The 15,448-nt window shown below is 64.8% G+C and carries 13 protein-coding genes and 1 pseudogene; 7 read left to right on the top strand and 7 right to left on the bottom strand.

All coding sequences use genetic code 11. The features are described 5' to 3' along the window. Positions 1-121: 121 nt before the first annotated feature. The 6 genes from ptsP to thrS form a co-directional block, all read right to left on the bottom strand. Positions 122-1,831, bottom strand: a complete 1,710-nt coding sequence (gene ptsP, locus ASD87_RS00795; protein ID WP_056318605.1) for a phosphoenolpyruvate--protein phosphotransferase — start codon at positions 1,829-1,831, stop codon at positions 122-124. A 112-nt stretch (positions 1,832-1,943) separates the two neighbouring features. Then, positions 1,944-2,213, bottom strand: a complete 270-nt coding sequence (locus tag ASD87_RS00790; RefSeq protein WP_006387993.1) for an HPr family phosphocarrier protein — start codon at positions 2,211-2,213, stop codon at positions 1,944-1,946. Between the two features lie 108 nt (positions 2,214-2,321). Next, positions 2,322-2,723 carry a PTS sugar transporter subunit IIA gene (locus tag ASD87_RS00785; RefSeq protein WP_056315884.1) on the bottom strand — a complete coding sequence of 134 codons (402 nt, stop codon included), beginning with the start codon at positions 2,721-2,723 and terminating at the stop codon, positions 2,322-2,324. A gap of 15 nt (positions 2,724-2,738) precedes the next feature. Next, the gene (gene gshB, locus ASD87_RS00780) at positions 2,739-3,725 is read right to left on the bottom strand and encodes a glutathione synthase (protein ID WP_056315880.1); all 987 of its coding nucleotides are present in this window, start codon (positions 3,723-3,725) and stop codon (positions 2,739-2,741) included. 163 nt (positions 3,726-3,888) lie between these two features. Then, entirely contained in the window at positions 3,889-4,440 is a 552-nt protein-coding gene (gene infC, locus ASD87_RS00775) for a translation initiation factor IF-3 (RefSeq protein ID WP_082586164.1), read from the bottom strand. Between the two features lie 36 nt (positions 4,441-4,476). Beyond that, positions 4,477-6,414, bottom strand: coding sequence for a threonine--tRNA ligase (thrS, locus tag ASD87_RS00770; RefSeq protein ID WP_056315874.1), 1,938 nt, complete (start codon positions 6,412-6,414; stop codon positions 4,477-4,479). A gap of 566 nt (positions 6,415-6,980) precedes the next feature. On the opposite strand from thrS, the gene ASD87_RS00765 reads away from it, so the two are divergent. Continuing rightward, entirely contained in the window at positions 6,981-7,694 is a 714-nt protein-coding gene (locus tag ASD87_RS00765; protein WP_056315872.1) for a response regulator transcription factor, read from the top strand. A gap of 27 nt (positions 7,695-7,721) precedes the next feature. Here the strand turns inward: ASD87_RS00765 and hemN are convergent, their stop codons facing one another. After that, entirely contained in the window at positions 7,722-9,152 is a 1,431-nt protein-coding gene (hemN, locus tag ASD87_RS00760) for an oxygen-independent coproporphyrinogen III oxidase (protein WP_082586163.1), read from the bottom strand. 154 nt (positions 9,153-9,306) lie between these two features. Here hemN and ASD87_RS00755 point away from each other — a divergent pair, with 154 nt between their 5' ends. From ASD87_RS00755 to ASD87_RS00730, 6 genes and pseudogenes are all read left to right on the top strand, one after another. Continuing rightward, positions 9,307-9,570 carry a hypothetical protein gene (locus tag ASD87_RS00755; RefSeq protein ID WP_056315870.1) on the top strand — a complete coding sequence of 88 codons (264 nt, stop codon included), beginning with the start codon at positions 9,307-9,309 and terminating at the stop codon, positions 9,568-9,570. A 187-nt stretch (positions 9,571-9,757) separates the two neighbouring features. Then, positions 9,758-10,498, top strand: a complete 741-nt coding sequence (locus ASD87_RS00750; RefSeq protein WP_056315868.1) for a FadR/GntR family transcriptional regulator — start codon at positions 9,758-9,760, stop codon at positions 10,496-10,498. Then, entirely contained in the window at positions 10,495-11,769 is a 1,275-nt protein-coding gene (locus tag ASD87_RS00745; protein WP_056315867.1) for a Zn-dependent hydrolase, read from the top strand. Before ASD87_RS00750 ends, ASD87_RS00745 begins: the two co-directional genes overlap by 4 nt. A gap of 174 nt (positions 11,770-11,943) precedes the next feature. Beyond that, positions 11,944-13,506 (top strand): annotated as a pseudogene (locus ASD87_RS00740) (ABC transporter substrate-binding protein); the annotation flags it as partial. A 92-nt stretch (positions 13,507-13,598) separates the two neighbouring features. Next, the gene (locus ASD87_RS00735) at positions 13,599-14,606 is read left to right on the top strand and encodes an ABC transporter permease (protein ID WP_056315866.1); all 1,008 of its coding nucleotides are present in this window, start codon (positions 13,599-13,601) and stop codon (positions 14,604-14,606) included. Next, a complete protein-coding gene (locus tag ASD87_RS00730; protein ID WP_056315863.1) occupies positions 14,603-15,442 on the top strand; it encodes an ABC transporter permease in 840 nt (279 codons plus the stop codon). Before ASD87_RS00735 ends, ASD87_RS00730 begins: the two co-directional genes overlap by 4 nt. Positions 15,443-15,448: the final 6 nt, after the last annotated feature.

Below are 15,448 nucleotides of genomic sequence, written 5' to 3'. Positions count from 1 at the left end.
GGGCTCTTTTTTTGTCAGCTTGCTTGGGAGCGTGTCAGTCACCCGGCGGAAAGGGTCGTCTGCTTGCGGTCGACTCCACGGGTGTCTGACACCCGGTTCAGTCACTGCCGCGAAGGACGAATCAAGCCGGGCCGAGGGCGTCCAGGTCGACGGGCAAGGCGCGGTTCAGCGCCGAGGCCACCTTGATGCGGAGCGCGTTGGAATGCGCGCGGCGCACCTCGCGTTTCACGTCCAGGAGCTGCTGCGGGTGCATGGAGAACTCGGTCAGGCCCAGGCCAAGCAGCAGGCGCGTCATGCGCGAATCGCCCGCCATTTCGCCGCAGACGGCAACCGGCTTGCCCGCGCGTTCGCCCGCATTGATGGTGTTGGCGACCAGGCGCAGCACCGCCGGATGCAGCGGATCGTACAGCGACGCCACGTCGTGGTCGCCCCGGTCGATGGCAAGCGTGTACTGGATCAGGTCGTTGGTGCCGATGGACAGGAAATCCAGCGCCTGGGCAAAGGGTTCGATCGCGATGGCGATCGCGGGCACCTCGACCATCGCCCCCACTTCCATGTGTGGCGCATAGGCCTGGCCACGGGCATCGAGTTCGCGGCGGGCGGATTCGATGGCGGCCTTGGCAGCCACGACTTCGTGCATGTGCGCGATCATCGGGATCAAGAGGCGCACCGGGCCGTGGGCGGACGCCCTGAGGATGGCGCGCAGCTGAGTCGCGAACATCTCGGGACGCGCCAGGCAATAGCGGATGGCGCGCTGTCCCAGAGCGGGGTTGGTGGCCACGGTGGCCTCGCCGTCCAGCGTCTTGTCCGAGCCGATGTCCAGCGTTCGGATCGTGACCGGACGGCCGGCCATCACCTTGACGACTGACGCATAGGCCTCGTACTGCTCTTCTTCGCCGGGCAGGTCTGGCCGGCCCATGAAGAGGAATTCGCTGCGAAAGAGCCCGATGCCGTGCGCGCCGGACGCCAGCGCCAGCGCGGCTTCGTCCGGCAGCTCGATGTTGGCGTGCAGCACGATGTCGATGCCGTCCAGCGTGACGGAGGGCTCGTCGCGCAGGAGGCTGAGCTCGGCGCGCTCGTCTGCGTACGCGGCCTGGCGGCGGCGGTATTCCTGGAGGATGCGGTCGGACGGGTTGACCACCACCGCCCCGACCGAGCCGTCGATGATCAGCATGTCGCCGTCGCGAACGAGCTCGCGCACGTTGCCCATGGCGACCACGGCGGGCACGCCCATGCTGCGCGCCACGATCGCGGTGTGAGACGTCGGGCCGCCCAGGTCGGTGACGAAGGCGGCGAACCGGCCGCCGCGCAGGCGCAGCATGTCGGCGGGAGAGATATCGTGCGCCACCACCACCAGGGCATCGTCGCCGCCCATGTGGGACATGTCGGGCAGGATCGCCGACGTGCCGGCCAGGACGTGCAGCACGCGCTCGATCACCTGTCGCACATCCGCCCCGCGCTCGCGCAGGTACTCGTCTTCCATGGCGTCGAACTGCTGCCCCAGGATCTGGCCCTGCGTGGTCAGCGCCCATTCGGCGTTGTAGTGACGGTCGGCGATCAGGGCAAGCGTCTGTTCGGCCAGAAGCGGATCGCCCAGGAGCAGGCTGTGCACATTGAGCATCGCGCCCAGTTCGCGCGGCGCGTCGGCCGGAAGCGTGTCGGCCAGTTGCAGCAGTTCCTGCTGCGCCGACGCCAGCGCTTCGGTCAGGCGTGCGCTCTCGGCGGGCACGTCTTCAGGCGAGATTCGGTAGTGCGCCACTTCAAGGGCGGCAGCGCCCATGACCACGGCGCGGCCGATGGCGTACCCCTTGGCGACGCCTTTGCCGTACAGACACACAACGGGGCTGGCAGAGCCAGCCCCGTGAGGCGCGCCAGCAGCGGGCGCGCCGGTCGCGGGTGCAGGCGAACCGGCCCGAGCCGGGCCGGCAGCTTCAGAAGACGTTTTATTCCTGCTCACCGAATTTGCTGTCGAACAGAGTTTCGATTTCGGACAAGGCCTGCTCGGCATCGCTGCCGGAGGCCTCGAGCTTGACCGTGACGCCCAGACCGGCCGCCAGCATCATGACGCCCATGATGCTCTTGGCGTTCACGCGCTGCGCACCGCGCGAAATGAAGATTTCGCTGGAAAACTTGCTGGCAAGCTGCGTCAGCTTGGCCGCGGCCCGAGCGTGCAATCCCAGTTTGTTGCTGATGACAATGTCAGTATTAGGCATAGGAAAGATGGTGACCGCGGACCATGCCGCAGTGTTGATCGCAGCCAATCGTCGAACCGATCGTCGGCTTGAAATAATAGCCGACATAATAGGGCAATTTTCTGCCCGTCAGTCTACCCGCAAGACACCTTGCACGCCGCCGGCAAGCGCCTTTTCGCGGGTTTCAGCCAATGGCAGGTTGCGGTAGGTCAACGCGCGCAACAGCATCGGGGTGTTGAGACCCGCGAGCACACAGCACTGGATGCCCTGGGCCTGTGCGTCGGCGACCGCGCGCTTGGAAATATTGGCGGGGGTGGCGCCGATCAGGTCGGTCAGCACCAGCACGCCCGCGCCGTGGTCCTGTTCGAGGATGTCTTTCAGGACATCCGGCGCCAGGTCGTCCGGCTGATCTTCGGGCTGGATGTCGTGAATAGCCAGCATGCCGTCCAGATCGCCCATGACGTGGCTCGCGCATTCGCGCATTGCGGCGCCCAGGGGCGCATGCACGACGATCACAATACCCGTGGTCATGTCGGTTCCGGAAAATCAGGCTGCAACGGCGGCAGCGCCTGCAGCCTTGGCCGCCACCGCTTTCTCGAGCGCCTGCACGAACATGCCGGCCACATCGAACCCGGTCTGCTCGGCAATTTCGACGAAACAGGTGGGGCTGGTGACGTTGACTTCGGTGACGAAGTCGCCGATGACGTCCAGGCCAACCAGAAGCAAGCCGCGGGCGGCCAGCTTGGGCGCCACGGCTTCGGCGATCTGGCGGTCCCGGGGGGAGAGTTCCTGGGCGACGCCGCGGCCGCCGGCGGCCAGATTGCCGCGCGTTTCGCCTGCCAACGGGATGCGCGCGAGCGAATACGGCACGGGTTCACCGCCGATCAGCAGGATGCGCTTGTCGCCCTTGACGATGTCCGGAATGAAGCGCTGCGCCATGATGGTGCGCGCGCCGTTGTCGGTCAGCGTTTCCAGGATGGCGTTCAGGTTGGGGTCCTTGGGCTGCAGGCGGAACACGCCCGTGCCGCCCATGCCGTCCAGCGGCTTGACGATGACATCCTGGTGCTTGTCATGGAACGCCTTGAGGCGAGCCATGTTGCGGGTCACCAGCGTCGGGGCGGTGAACTCGCTGATCTCGGTGATGGCCAGTTTTTCCGGGTGGTTGCGGATGGCCGCGCCGCCGTTGAACACGCAGGCACCCTGCGCCTCGGCATATTCGAGCAGATGCGTGGAATACACGTATTCCATGTCGAACGGGGGGTCTTTGCGCATCACGACCGCGCCAAAATCCGCCAGTGGCAGATCCTGAGGGGTGGATTCGCGCCACCAGTCGTGGCCGTGCAGGTCGGCATCGGCGACGAGCTCGATCGGGGTGGTCTGCGCCTTGACGACGCCCGCCTCGATGTAGAGGTCGCCCTGCATGGCCACGCTGAGCGTATGGCCGCGCGCCACGAGGGCACGCATCATGGCGACCGAACTATCCTTGTACGCCTTGAGCAGCGGCAAGGGATCCAAAACGAACAAAACGTGCATCGCGACACCCTGAACGGACGCCGCCTCCCCTGCTGGGAAGGCGGCTAGGCTTTGTGACATCGTAGCGTAGAGCCAGCCAATAAGCGAACCCGCCGGTCACGAGACGGACACGGCGGGTTGCAGGAATGGGCGGCTGGGCCCTGCCTGTCGGTACGGCTGGGACTCAGGCTGCCGATTCAGGCTTGCCTGCAGGCACAGCCTTCTTTTTCGGCGACAGCACCATGACCATCTGACGGCCTTCGAGCTTGGGCATGGCTTCGACCTGGGCAAGCTCCAGGAGATCGTCGCGCACGCGCTCAAGGACGCGCATGCCAAGTTCCTGGTGAGCCATTTCGCGGCCGCGGAAGCGCAGCGTGACCTTGGCCTTGTCGCCTTCCTCGAGGAAGCGGCGCAGGTTGCGCAGCTTGACCTGATAGTCGCCCTCGTCGGTCGCCGGGCGGAACTTGACTTCCTTGACCTGGATGACCTTTTGCTTGGAGCGGGCTTCGGCCTGGCGCTTTTGCTCTTGGTACTTGAACTTGCCGTAGTCCATCAAACGGCAGACCGGGGGCTCGGCGTTCGGCGCGATTTCCACCAGATCCACGTCGTTTTGCTCGGAAAGACGGAAGGCGTCGGCAATCTTGACGATGCCCAGCTGTTCTCCGTCCAGACCTATCAGGCGCACCTCGGGGACGCGGATTTCACCGTTGATGCGATTGGCTTTTTCAGTGGCGATGTTGAAAGCTCCTAGAAATGTTAAGCAGCGCTGCTATCAAGTCGGTTGGACGTCGCGGCGGGCGGCCACGTCGTCGGACAACCGGGAAACGAAGTCGTCGAAGGGGATGGCGCCAAGGTCCAGGCCGCCCAGTCCGCGTACGGCAACAGTGCCGTTTTGCTTTTCCTTGTCGCCGACGACAAGAATGTACGGCACCTTTTGCAGGCTGTGTTCCCGGATTTTACGAGTGATTTTTTCACCGCGCAAATCGGACTCGACTCTAAAGCCTTGTTTTTTCAGGCTTTGCGTGATTTGCGCCGCATAATCGGCCGAAGGTTCGGAAATGCAGCACACAACTGCTTGCACGGGCGCCAGCCACGGCGGCATGGCGCCGGCGTGGTTTTCGATCAACATGCCGATGAAGCGCTCGAGCGAACCGAGGATCGCGCGGTGCAGCATGACGGGCGGGCGGCGCTGGTCGTTCTGGTCCACGTACTCGGCGCCCAGGCGCACGGGCATGGAGAAGTCGACCTGAATCGTGCCGCACTGCCAGTGACGGCCGATGGCGTCCTTGAGGGTGTATTCGACCTTCGGGCCGTAGAAGGCGCCCTCGCCCGGCGAGATTTCGAATTCGCAGCCCGTGCGGCGCAGGCTTTCCATCAGGGCGGCTTCAGCCGTATCCCAGACTTCGTCCGTGCCGATCCGCTTTTCAGGGCGGGTAGCGACCTTGTACAGGACTTCGGTAAAGCCGAAATCGCGGTAGACCTTCTGCAGCAGCGCCGTGAAATCGGCGCATTCGTCCTGCAGTTGCTCTTCGGTACAGAAGATGTGACCGTCGTCCTGCGTAAAGCCGCGCACGCGCATCATGCCGTGCAGCGAGCCGGAGGGCTCGTTGCGGTGGCATTGGCCGAATTCGCCGTAGCGCAGGGGCAGTTCGCGGTAGGAGTGCAGGCCCGCATTGAAGATCTGCACGTGGCCCGGGCAGTTCATCGGCTTCAGGCCATAGACGCGGTTTTCGGACTCGGTCGTGAACATGTTTTCACGGTAGTTGTCCCAGTGGCCCGTCTTCTTCCAGAGCGAAATATCCAGAATCTGCGGCGCCTTGACTTCCTGGTAGCCGTTGTCGCGGTACACGCTGCGCATGTACTGCTCGACCTGCTGCCACAGGGTCCAGCCCTTGGGGTGCCAGAAGATCAGGCCCGGGGCTTCGTCCTGGAAGTGGAACAGGTCGAGTTCGCGGCCGATCTTGCGGTGGTCGCGGCGTTCGGCCTCTTCGAGCATGTGCAGGTAGGCTTCCTGTTCTTCCTTGGTCGCCCAGGCGGTGCCGTAGATGCGCTGGAGCATCTCGTTCTTGCTGTCGCCGCGCCAGTAGGCGCCGGCCACCTTCATCAGCTTGAAGACCTTGAGCTTGCCGGTGGACGGCACGTGCGGGCCGCGGCACAGGTCGATGAAGTCGCCTTCGCGGTACAGGCTGAGCGTCTCGTTGGACGGAATCGAGGCGATGATTTCCGCCTTGTACTTTTCGCCGATGCCCTTGAAGAATTCGACGGCGTCGTCGCGCGACCATTCTTCGCGCGTGACGACTTCGTCCTTCTTGGCCAGTTCGGCCATCTTCTTTTCGATGGCGGTCAGGTCTTCGGGCGTGAAGGGGCGCTTGTACGAGAAGTCGTAGTAGAAGCCGTTGTCGATCACGGGGCCGATGGTGACCTGGGCGTCCGGGAAGAGTTCTTTGACGGCGTAGGCCAGCAGGTGAGCCGTCGAGTGGCGGATCAGATCCAGGCCGTCCGCGTCCTTGGCCGTCACGATGGCCAGACGGGCGTCTTGCGCGATGCGGAAACTGGTGTCGACGAGCTTGGATTCGGCGCCGTCGAACGTCACGCGGCCGCCCAGGGCAGCCTTCGCCAGGCCCGTACCGATCGATTGCGCCACGTCGGCGACCGTGACCGGTCCCGGAAATTGGCGCTGCGAACCATCGGGCAATGTGATCTGTACCATCGGGAGTGCTTCCTGGGGTTCTTGGAACTGAAAAACGAAAACAGAAACGAAAAACGCGGCTTCAAAGCCGCGTTCATTTGATTGTCTTGATGAGTCCTACCGCTGACCTGACACGGTGAAACCCGACGCACGAAAAAACTAACGCGACATGGGGCGAAAGTTCCGGGTCGTAGTTCGTGCGGACGGGAAAAGCATGTTTTGAGCCTGTGGGGGCGCGCGCGAAGCGCAGCGCGAATCAAGGTGCAGCAAGACAAATGCAGCCGAAATAGCTGCATGGATCGTTGCCGATTGTAGCACCGTTTGCGCCCCGCCCGTGGCGAAAACGCCACGCAGGATTGCAGGGCGACGCGGGGGACCGCAACGGATCAATTGCGCCGAGTGCATCGGTCTGATTTTGCCTCGATTGGCGACCCAAACGCGCGCCGACCACGTAATCTGCCCACCAATTTCAGGGCTGCTCAAGGAAACGCGCCACGCGACCGCCCCCTCGTGGCCGCCCGGATCGCCCTGAACCCCCATCCGATCGTGGAGCAACGATGAATTGCGTTTCAGAGACTGCAAGCCAGATGACCGGCGGCTCGCTTCACGGCCCGTTTATCGCGCCGGAGGACGGCTTTGAAACCCGAAAGCACCTGCTGCTGTCGCGGCCGCCGCCCGTCATCCGGGTCGCGGTCCTGGACGACCATCCCGTGGTGGCGTTGGGCATCGGCGCGTTCCTCGAAAGCCGGCCTGGCTTTCATGTCGTTCATCGCGAAACCTCTGCGCGCGCGTTGCTGGAAAAACTGGCGAAGCAGCCGTGCGACGTCGCGCTCATTGATTTCTATCTGCCGCTGGAACCCTGCGACGGCGTCAACTATCTGCGGCGGGTGCGCCGCTACCACCCCAGCATGGCGGTCATCACGTTTTCGGCCGGCAACCGGCAAGAGACCGAGTACGCGGCATACCGCGCCGGCGCCGCCGGCTATCTGGCAAAGCAATGGGGGCTGGTCTTGCTGCCGGACATGATCCGCGGCGTCATTGAGGCCAAGGCGCCCTTTCTGACGGTAGAGGACGGAAAGATCCGCTGCATGGAGCCGACGGCGCCGCACGCGCTGTTGACGACTTCGGAAGTGGAAATCCTGCGCCACATCAGGCAGGGGATGTCGGTGACGCAGATCGCCGAAAGGCTGGTGCGCAGCAAGAAGACAGTCAGCACGCACAAGCGCCGCGCCATGCGCAAGTTGGGACTGTCCGATGATCTGTCGCTGGCGCTGTACCTGCGCGACAAGTTTGCCGAATGAGCGCGCGGCGCCGCGGCCGCGCGCAGGTCAGATGATGCGGGAGTACCTGGCGGTCGGCATCGCCGAGCGCAGGTATTTGTCGAAGGTCATGGCCACCGCCCGCACGAAATACCAACCCAGGCCGGTGACGCGCAGTTCTCCGAGGTGCAGGTTCACCAGGCCCAGTTCGGCCAGGCTGGCCATCTGCGAGAGTTCTCGGCTGAAGTAGTCGCCGAACTGCAGGCCGTGCTTGGCTTCGATCCGCGAGAAGTCCACCCGGCCCTGGCACATGATGTCCATGATGACCTCGCGGCGGACCAGGTCGTCGGCGCTGAGCGTCAGGCCGCGCTCGACTGCGAACTTTCCGGATTCGATGGCCGCGTAGTATTCGTCGAGGATCTTCGCGTTCTGGCTGTAGGTGTCGCCAATGCGTCCGATGGCCGACACGCCCAGCGCGATCAGGTCGCGATCCGGCTGCGTGCTGTATCCCTGGAAATTGCGGTGCAGTTCACCGCGTTGCTTGGCAATGGCCAGCGCGTCGGTGTTCAGCGCGAAATGGTCCATGCCGATGTAGGTGTAGCCCTGGTTCAGGAAGCCCTGAATGGCCGAACTGAGCAGGCCAACGCGCGTCTCGCGATCGGGCAGGTCTGCTTCGTTGATGCGGCGCTGCGGCTTGAAGCGTTCGGGCAGGTGCGCGTAGGCGTAGAGCGCAATGCGGTCGGGCCGCAGCGCGATGACCTGTTCGATCGTGCGGGCAAACGACGCCGCGGTTTGCAGCGGCAGGCCATAGATGAGATCGACGTTGACCGACGCATAGCCCAATGCCCTGGCGCTGTGCATCAGCGCGGCGACGTTATCGAAAGACTGAACCCGATGCACCGCCACCTGCACCCGTTCGTCGAAATCCTGCACGCCGAAGCTCAGGCGGTTAAAGCCCAGCTGCTGCAGGAACGCAAGGCGCTCGGGCGTTGCAGTGCGCGGATCGACTTCGACGGAGATTTCGGCGTCGGGCTGGAAATGGAAGGCGCCGCGCAGATCGCCCATCAGGCGCGCCAGTTCCTCGTTGGACAGGAAAGTGGGCGTGCCGCCCCCGAAATGCAGTTGCGACACCGGCACGCCGGGGCCGAGTTCTTGCACGTGCAAGGCGATTTCGCGGGACAGGGCATCCAGGTAGCGGGCGGCTCGGTCATGGTGGCGGGTCACCACCTTGTTACAGGCGCAGTAATAACAGACCGATTCGCAGAACGGGATGTGTACGTAGAGCGACAGCGGCTCGGCCGGCGTGGCGGCGCGCCGCTGTTGCAAGGCAAGCCGGTAGTCTTGCTCGGCGAAGCCCCCGTGGTAGCGGTCCGCCGTGGGATACGAGGTGTATCGCGGCCCGTTCTTGTCCAACCGGGCCAGCAGTTGGGGAGGAAAAAACGGCTCGGCGGTGGCGGGCGCCGGCGATTCCGAAGATTGAGGGCGTAGAGCGGCTTGCATAACCCGGATTATTCGCCTGACCCGCGCCCTTCACATTGATCTTGCGCAAACCGAGCGCAAGGCATCTGCCGTTGGGCAAGCTTTGCCGGGCCGTTACCGGCCCGCGCCCTGCCCCGTAAAATGCCGCGATTCCCGCAGCAAACAAGGACCCCCAATGGAAACCGAACTGGAAGGCCGCCTGCTGGCCATGCGCCAGGCGCTGGCGATTGCGATCGCCCTATCCACCCGCAGCAGCCCCCAGGCCACCGACATGGCGCTGGAACTGCTGGGCGACCTGAAAGCCAATCTGGACAACACGCCGGCGGACAGCCCGTTCGACAAACCGGAATGGGTGATGGGCGCGCACGACGAACTGGACGGCATCGCCCGGCTGGTTCGCGCCTTCACGCAGACGCCCGAACCGGACGACGAAGCGTAGCGAACCCGGCATCCCGCCGCCCTGCGACGGCGGCGGACCTAAAAGGGCCGGTCCACTGGCCTGACCACCAGACGAACAGCGGTGGAATCCCTCACATCGTTTTCCCTGAAAGCGCCAGTTTTCCCTTTTGTTTCAATGGAGAGGTGCCTATATTGGTGGCCTGACCACCAGGCCAAGCCCCCGCCCGATGAGCACCTTCCAAGCCGTCGCCGTCACCCGTCTGTATCGCATGATCGCCGACCAGATCGCCGGACGGATCCGGGCCGGCGACTTCCCGCGCGGGCGGCGTTTGCCGTCGGAGCGGGACCTGGCCGAACAACTGCAGGTCAGCCGCGCGTCGATCCGTGAAGCGCTGATCGCGCTTGAAATCGAGGGCTACGTCGAGGTCCGCGTGGGCACCGGCGTGTTCGTGGCGGACAAGGAAGGCGCCGGCTTGGCGGCCGCCGCCGGAACACCGCCCAGCGCGGCGCAGGGCGTCGACGACATCGGGCCGTTCGACCTGCTGGAAGCGCGCCTCATCATCGAACCCGAATGCGCGGGCATGGCGGCGCAGCATGCCACGGCCGCCCAGCTGGCGGCCATCCTCGACGCCCACGACGGCATGTCCCTGACGGATTCGCCAGGCCGGCATGACCGGGAGTTTCACGGCGCGATCGCCGCCGCCTGCGGCAACGCCGCGCTGGCCGCTGCCGTCGCCCATCTGTGGAACCTGACCCAATCCAGCTCGGTGTACCGGCGGATGCAGGACTATTTCGTCGATGCCAAGGTGTGGGCCGTGGCCCACGCCGAACACCAGCGCATCCTGACCGCGATCGTGGCGCGCGACCCCATTCGTGCGCGGCACGCCATGCACGCACACCTGCTTGGCATCCTGGCGCGCCTGCGCGAGGACTTTGGCGACGTTTCCCACCCCCGAGGCGACCTATGACGACACCCCCTCTGTCCATCAACGGCAACCGGCTGTGGCAGTCCCTGATGGATCTTGCGCAGATCGGCGCGACGCCCAAGGGCGGCAACTGCCGCCTGGCGCTCACCGCGCTCGATGGCCAGGGCCGCGATCTGGTGACCGGCTGGATGCGCGACGCCGGCATGACGGTGCGGGTGGATCAGGTGGGCAACATCTTCGCCCGGCGCGCGGGCCGCAATGACAGCCTGCCGCCCGTGATGACGGGCAGCCATATCGACACCCAGCCCACCGGCGGCAAGTTCGACGGCTGTTACGGAGTGCTGGCCGGTCTTGAAGTGATCCGCACGCTCAATGACGCGGGCGTAACGACCGAGGCTCCGCTGGAAGTGGCCATCTGGACCAACGAGGAAGGCTCGCGCTTCGTGCCCGTGATGATGGGATCGGGCGTCTTTGCCGGCAAATTTCCGCTGGAAACCGCGTTGTCGGCGCGCGACGCGCAGGGCATCAGCGTGCGCGACGAACTTCAGGCCATTGGTTACGCCGGCGCCGACCCCGTCGGCGGGCGCCCGGTGGACGCCTACTTCGAGGCGCATATCGAACAGGGTCCGATCCTGGAGCACGAGGAAAAGACCGTCGGCGTCGTGACGGGGTCGCTGGGCCTGCGCTGGTACGACGTCACCGTGACCGGCATGGAAATGCATGCCGGCCCGACGCCCATGCCGATCCGCCGCGACGCGCTCTTCGCCACCAGCTTCCTGCTGCAGGCCGTGGTGAACATTGCCAACACCCATCAGCCTCATGGGCGCGGAACCGTGGGCGAGATCCACGCGTATCCGGGATCGCGCAACGTCATTCCGGGGCAGGTCCGTTTCACCACCGACCTGCGCCACGAAGATGAAGCGACGCTGGACCGCATGGACCGGGACTGGCGGCGCATCTGCGACGACATTGCGGTCGCGCACGGCGTTCGCGTCGACGTGAAGGACGTGCAGTATTTTCCGCCCACGCCGTTCGATCCAGATCTGGTCGACAAGGTGCGCAAGGGCGCCGCGGACCGCGGCCTGCCCGCCATGAACATCGTCACGGGCGCCGGACACGATGCCGTCTACATGGCTGCCGTGGCGCCCACCGCGATGATCTTCGTGCCGTGCAAGGACGGCATCAGCCACAACGAAATCGAAGACGCCCGGCCCGAGCATCTGGAAGCCGGCTGCAACGTGTTGCTCGACGCCATGGTGGCGCGAGCCAATGCGCCCCAAGCCGCCACCGCAGACATGGCCAAGCACCACTGAATTCTCCGCATTGGTGCGCGGCGCCTTAACCAGCACCTGAACGAAGCATTGTTGCAGCAGCTCCACCCGCAGTACCCGAGAAACGCAGGTGGCATGAGGTTTGCTTGATCCGGCACGGCGATCGCCGCGTCCGAGCGGCCGCCTGTCCGACCCTTTCCAGCCCGGAGGCTCGCAGTGAAATCGAAAAACTGGTTTTCCCTAAGCATCGGCGCATTGGTCCTTGCGGCCGCGCTGCCCGCCACGCAGGCCTTGGCTCAGACCAAGGGCGGCACGCTGAACATGATCGTCCAGCCCGAACCGCCGGTGATCGTCACGGCCATCAATCAGCAGGGGCCGACGCAATTCGTCGCGGGCAAGATCTACGAGAGCCTGCTGACCTACTCCACCGACCTCAAGCCGCAGCCCGGACTGGCCAAGTCGTGGGAGGCCGCCGCCGATGGACTGACCTACACCTTCCACCTGCAGGACAACGTGAAGTGGCATGACGGCAAGCCGTTCACGTCCGAGGACGTGGTGTTCTCGCTGGCGGACATGCTGCCCAAGACCCACGCGCGCGCCCGGGTCATCCTGAACAAGTTCGTCGAGTCCGTGCAGGCGCCCGACGCCAAGACCGTGGTCATCAAGCTGAAAACGCCGTTTCCGGCCTTCATGCTGATGTTCGAACCCGGTTTCGCGCCGATGATGCCCAAGCATCTGTACGCCGGCACGGACTACATGACCAACCCGGCCAACCAGAAGCCCGTGGGCACCGGCCCGTTCGTCTTCAAGGAATGGAAGCGCGGCGAGTACATCAAGCTGGCGCGCAATCCCGACTACTGGAAGCCGGGCAAACCGTATCTGGACGAGCTGGTGTTCAACGTGATTCCGGATGCGGCGTCGCGCGCGGTGGCCTTCGAGCGCGGCAGCGTGGACGTGCTGCGCGGCGGCGACGTGGACAACGTCGACATCAAGCGCCTGCGCGGCCTGCCCAACGTGGAATACACGACCGCGGGCTGGGAAATGTTCTCGCCGCAGGCCTACCTGATCTTCAACATGCGCAAGCCGCCCTTCGACAACCTGAAGGTGCGCCAGGCGGTCATGGCGGCCATGAACCGCAACATGGTGGTCAACAACATCTTCTTCGGTCTGGGCAAGGTGTCGACCAGCCCCTTCGTGACCACCGAGATGTTCTACGACAAGAACATGCCGCCGATGCCGTTCGACATGAAGAAGGCGCGCGCGCTGATCAAGGAATCGGGCATCAAGCCCGGCGACTACACGATCCGCCAACTGAGCTTCCCGTACGGCTCGACCTGGGACCGGCTGGGTGAATACACCAAGCAGGCGCTGGAACAGCTGGGCTTCAAGGTGAACGTGGAATCCACCGACGCGGGCGGCTGGGCAAGCCGCACCGGCAACTGGGACTTCGACCTGACCACCACCTTCACGTACCAGTACGGCGACCCCGCGCTGGGCGTGCAGCGCTTGTATATCTCGTCGAACATCGTCAAGGGATCGCCCTTTGCCAATGTACAGGGCTACAGCAACCCCGAGACGGACAAGCTGTGGGAGGCCGCCGCCTCCGAAGTCGATCCGGCCAAGCGCCAGGCCCTCTACACCCAGATCCAGACGACGCTCGTCAACGAGGTCGCCAATGGCTTCCTGGTCGACATGGAGTTTCCGACCCTGTATCGCGCCAACGTGAAGAACCTGGTCAAGACCGCCATCGGCTTGAACGAGTCGTTCGACGACGTCTACAGCGCCGCCGCGGATCCCGTGTCCGCGGCGGCGCCCGGCTGCGCGGCGGGCAGGGTTGCCGCGAGGCACGTCCGTCCTGAAAGGACCCGAGCATGAGATTCCTGTCTTTCCTGCTGTCCCGCATCGGCAAGGCCCTGGTGGTGGTGCTGGGCGTGGTGATCATCAATTTCTTCCTGATACGGCTTGCGCCCGGCGATCCCGCCGCCGTGCTGGCCGGCCAGGCCGGCGCGGGCGATGCCGCCTACGTGGACCAGCTGCGTGTTGCCTTTGGCCTGGACAAGCCCGTCCTGACGCAGCTTTTTCTCTATCTGAAGGGCGTGGTGCAGCTGGATCTGGGCTTTTCCTACCGCAACCACGTGCCGGTGCTGGACCTGATCGTCGAGCGCCTGCCCGCCACGTTCCTCCTTATGTCGTGCGCCTTCGTGTTTTCCATCGTGCTGGGCGTGCTGCTGGGCGTGGTGGCCGCCAAGGCGCGCTATCGCAACAAGCGCCGCTGGATCGACAGCTCGGTGATGACCGGCGCCCTGCTGCTCTACGCCACGCCGCTCTTCTGGCTGTCGCTGATGGGCATCCTGCTGTTTTCGGTGGTGCTGGGCTGGCTGCCGGCCTTCGGCATGGAGACCGTGGGCGCCAACCTGACCGGCTGGGCGCGCGCGGGCGACATCGCCCTGCATCTCATCCTGCCGACCGTGACGCTGGGGTGCTTCTTCATGGCCGTCTACGTGCGGCTGACTCGCGCGTCGATGCTGGAAGTGATCGGCATGGATTTCGTGAAGACGGCGCGCGCCAAGGGCGTGAGCCCCAGCCGCGTGATCCGCGCGCACGTGCTGCGCAACGCGCTGCTGCCGGTCATCACGTTTGCCGGCATCCAACTGGGGCAGATGGCGGGCGGCGCGGTGCTGACCGAGACCGTCTTCGCGTGGCCCGGCATCGGACGCCTGATGTTCGACGCCCTGCTGCAACGCGACTACCAGCTTCTGCTGGGGATCTTCCTGGTCACCTCCATCATGGTCGTGGTCTTCAACCTGCTGACCGACGTGCTGTACCGCCTGATCGATCCGCGCATCGGCGCGGGTGCGCAGCAAGGAGCCTCCGCATGAAGTCATTCGCCCGACGTTACCTGCGCAACTACGGGGCGGTGGCCGGCCTGGTCATCATGCTGATCGTGGTGGCCGTGGCCCTGGCGGCGCCGCTGCTGTACGAAGAGTCGCCCTGGATGATGGTGGCCGACCCGCTGATCCCGCCGTTCACCAATGCGGAATATCCGTTCGGCACGGACATGCTGGGCCGCGACATCACCGCGGGACTGGTGTGGGGCGCGCGCGTGTCGCTGATGGTGGGCCTGCTGTCCACCGCCGTCGCTCTGCTCTTTGGCATCGTGGTCGGTTCGATAGCCGGCTACTGCGGCGGCCGCGTGGACGACGCGCTGATGCGGTTCACCGAGTTTTTCCAGACCATTCCGCAACTGGCGATGGCCGTGGTGCTGGTCGCCATCCTGAGCCCGTCGGTGTATTCGATCATGGGCGCCATCGCGGTGGTGTCCTGGCCGCCGGCCGCGCGGCTGGTCCGCTCGGAATTCATGACGCTCAAGCAGCGCGAATTCGTGCAGGCCGCGATCGTCATCGGCCAGACGCCGGCCCGCATCGTCGGCACGCAGATCCTGCCCAATGCCATGTCGCCCATCATCGTGTCAGCCTCGTTCATGGTGGCGACCGCGATCCTGACGGAGTCATCGCTGTCGTTTCTGGGCCTGGGCGACCGCAACCTGATGAGCTGGGGGTTCATGATCGGCGCGGCGCGCACCATGATCCGCGAGGCCTGGTGGATGAGCGTGTGGCCCGGGGTCGCCATCCTCTTGACCGTGCTGGCCATCAACCTGATCGGCGAAGGCCTGAACGACGCCCTCAACCCGCAACTGCGCAAACGCGGCGAATAGGAGGCC

The sequence above is a fragment of the Achromobacter sp. Root170 genome (assembly GCF_001428165.1).
GTDB classification, from domain to species: domain Bacteria; phylum Pseudomonadota; class Gammaproteobacteria; order Burkholderiales; family Burkholderiaceae_B; genus Achromobacter; species Achromobacter mucicolens.
The sequence above is the reverse complement of the archived record's forward strand: the minus strand, read 5'-3'. Positions and strand labels throughout refer to the sequence as shown.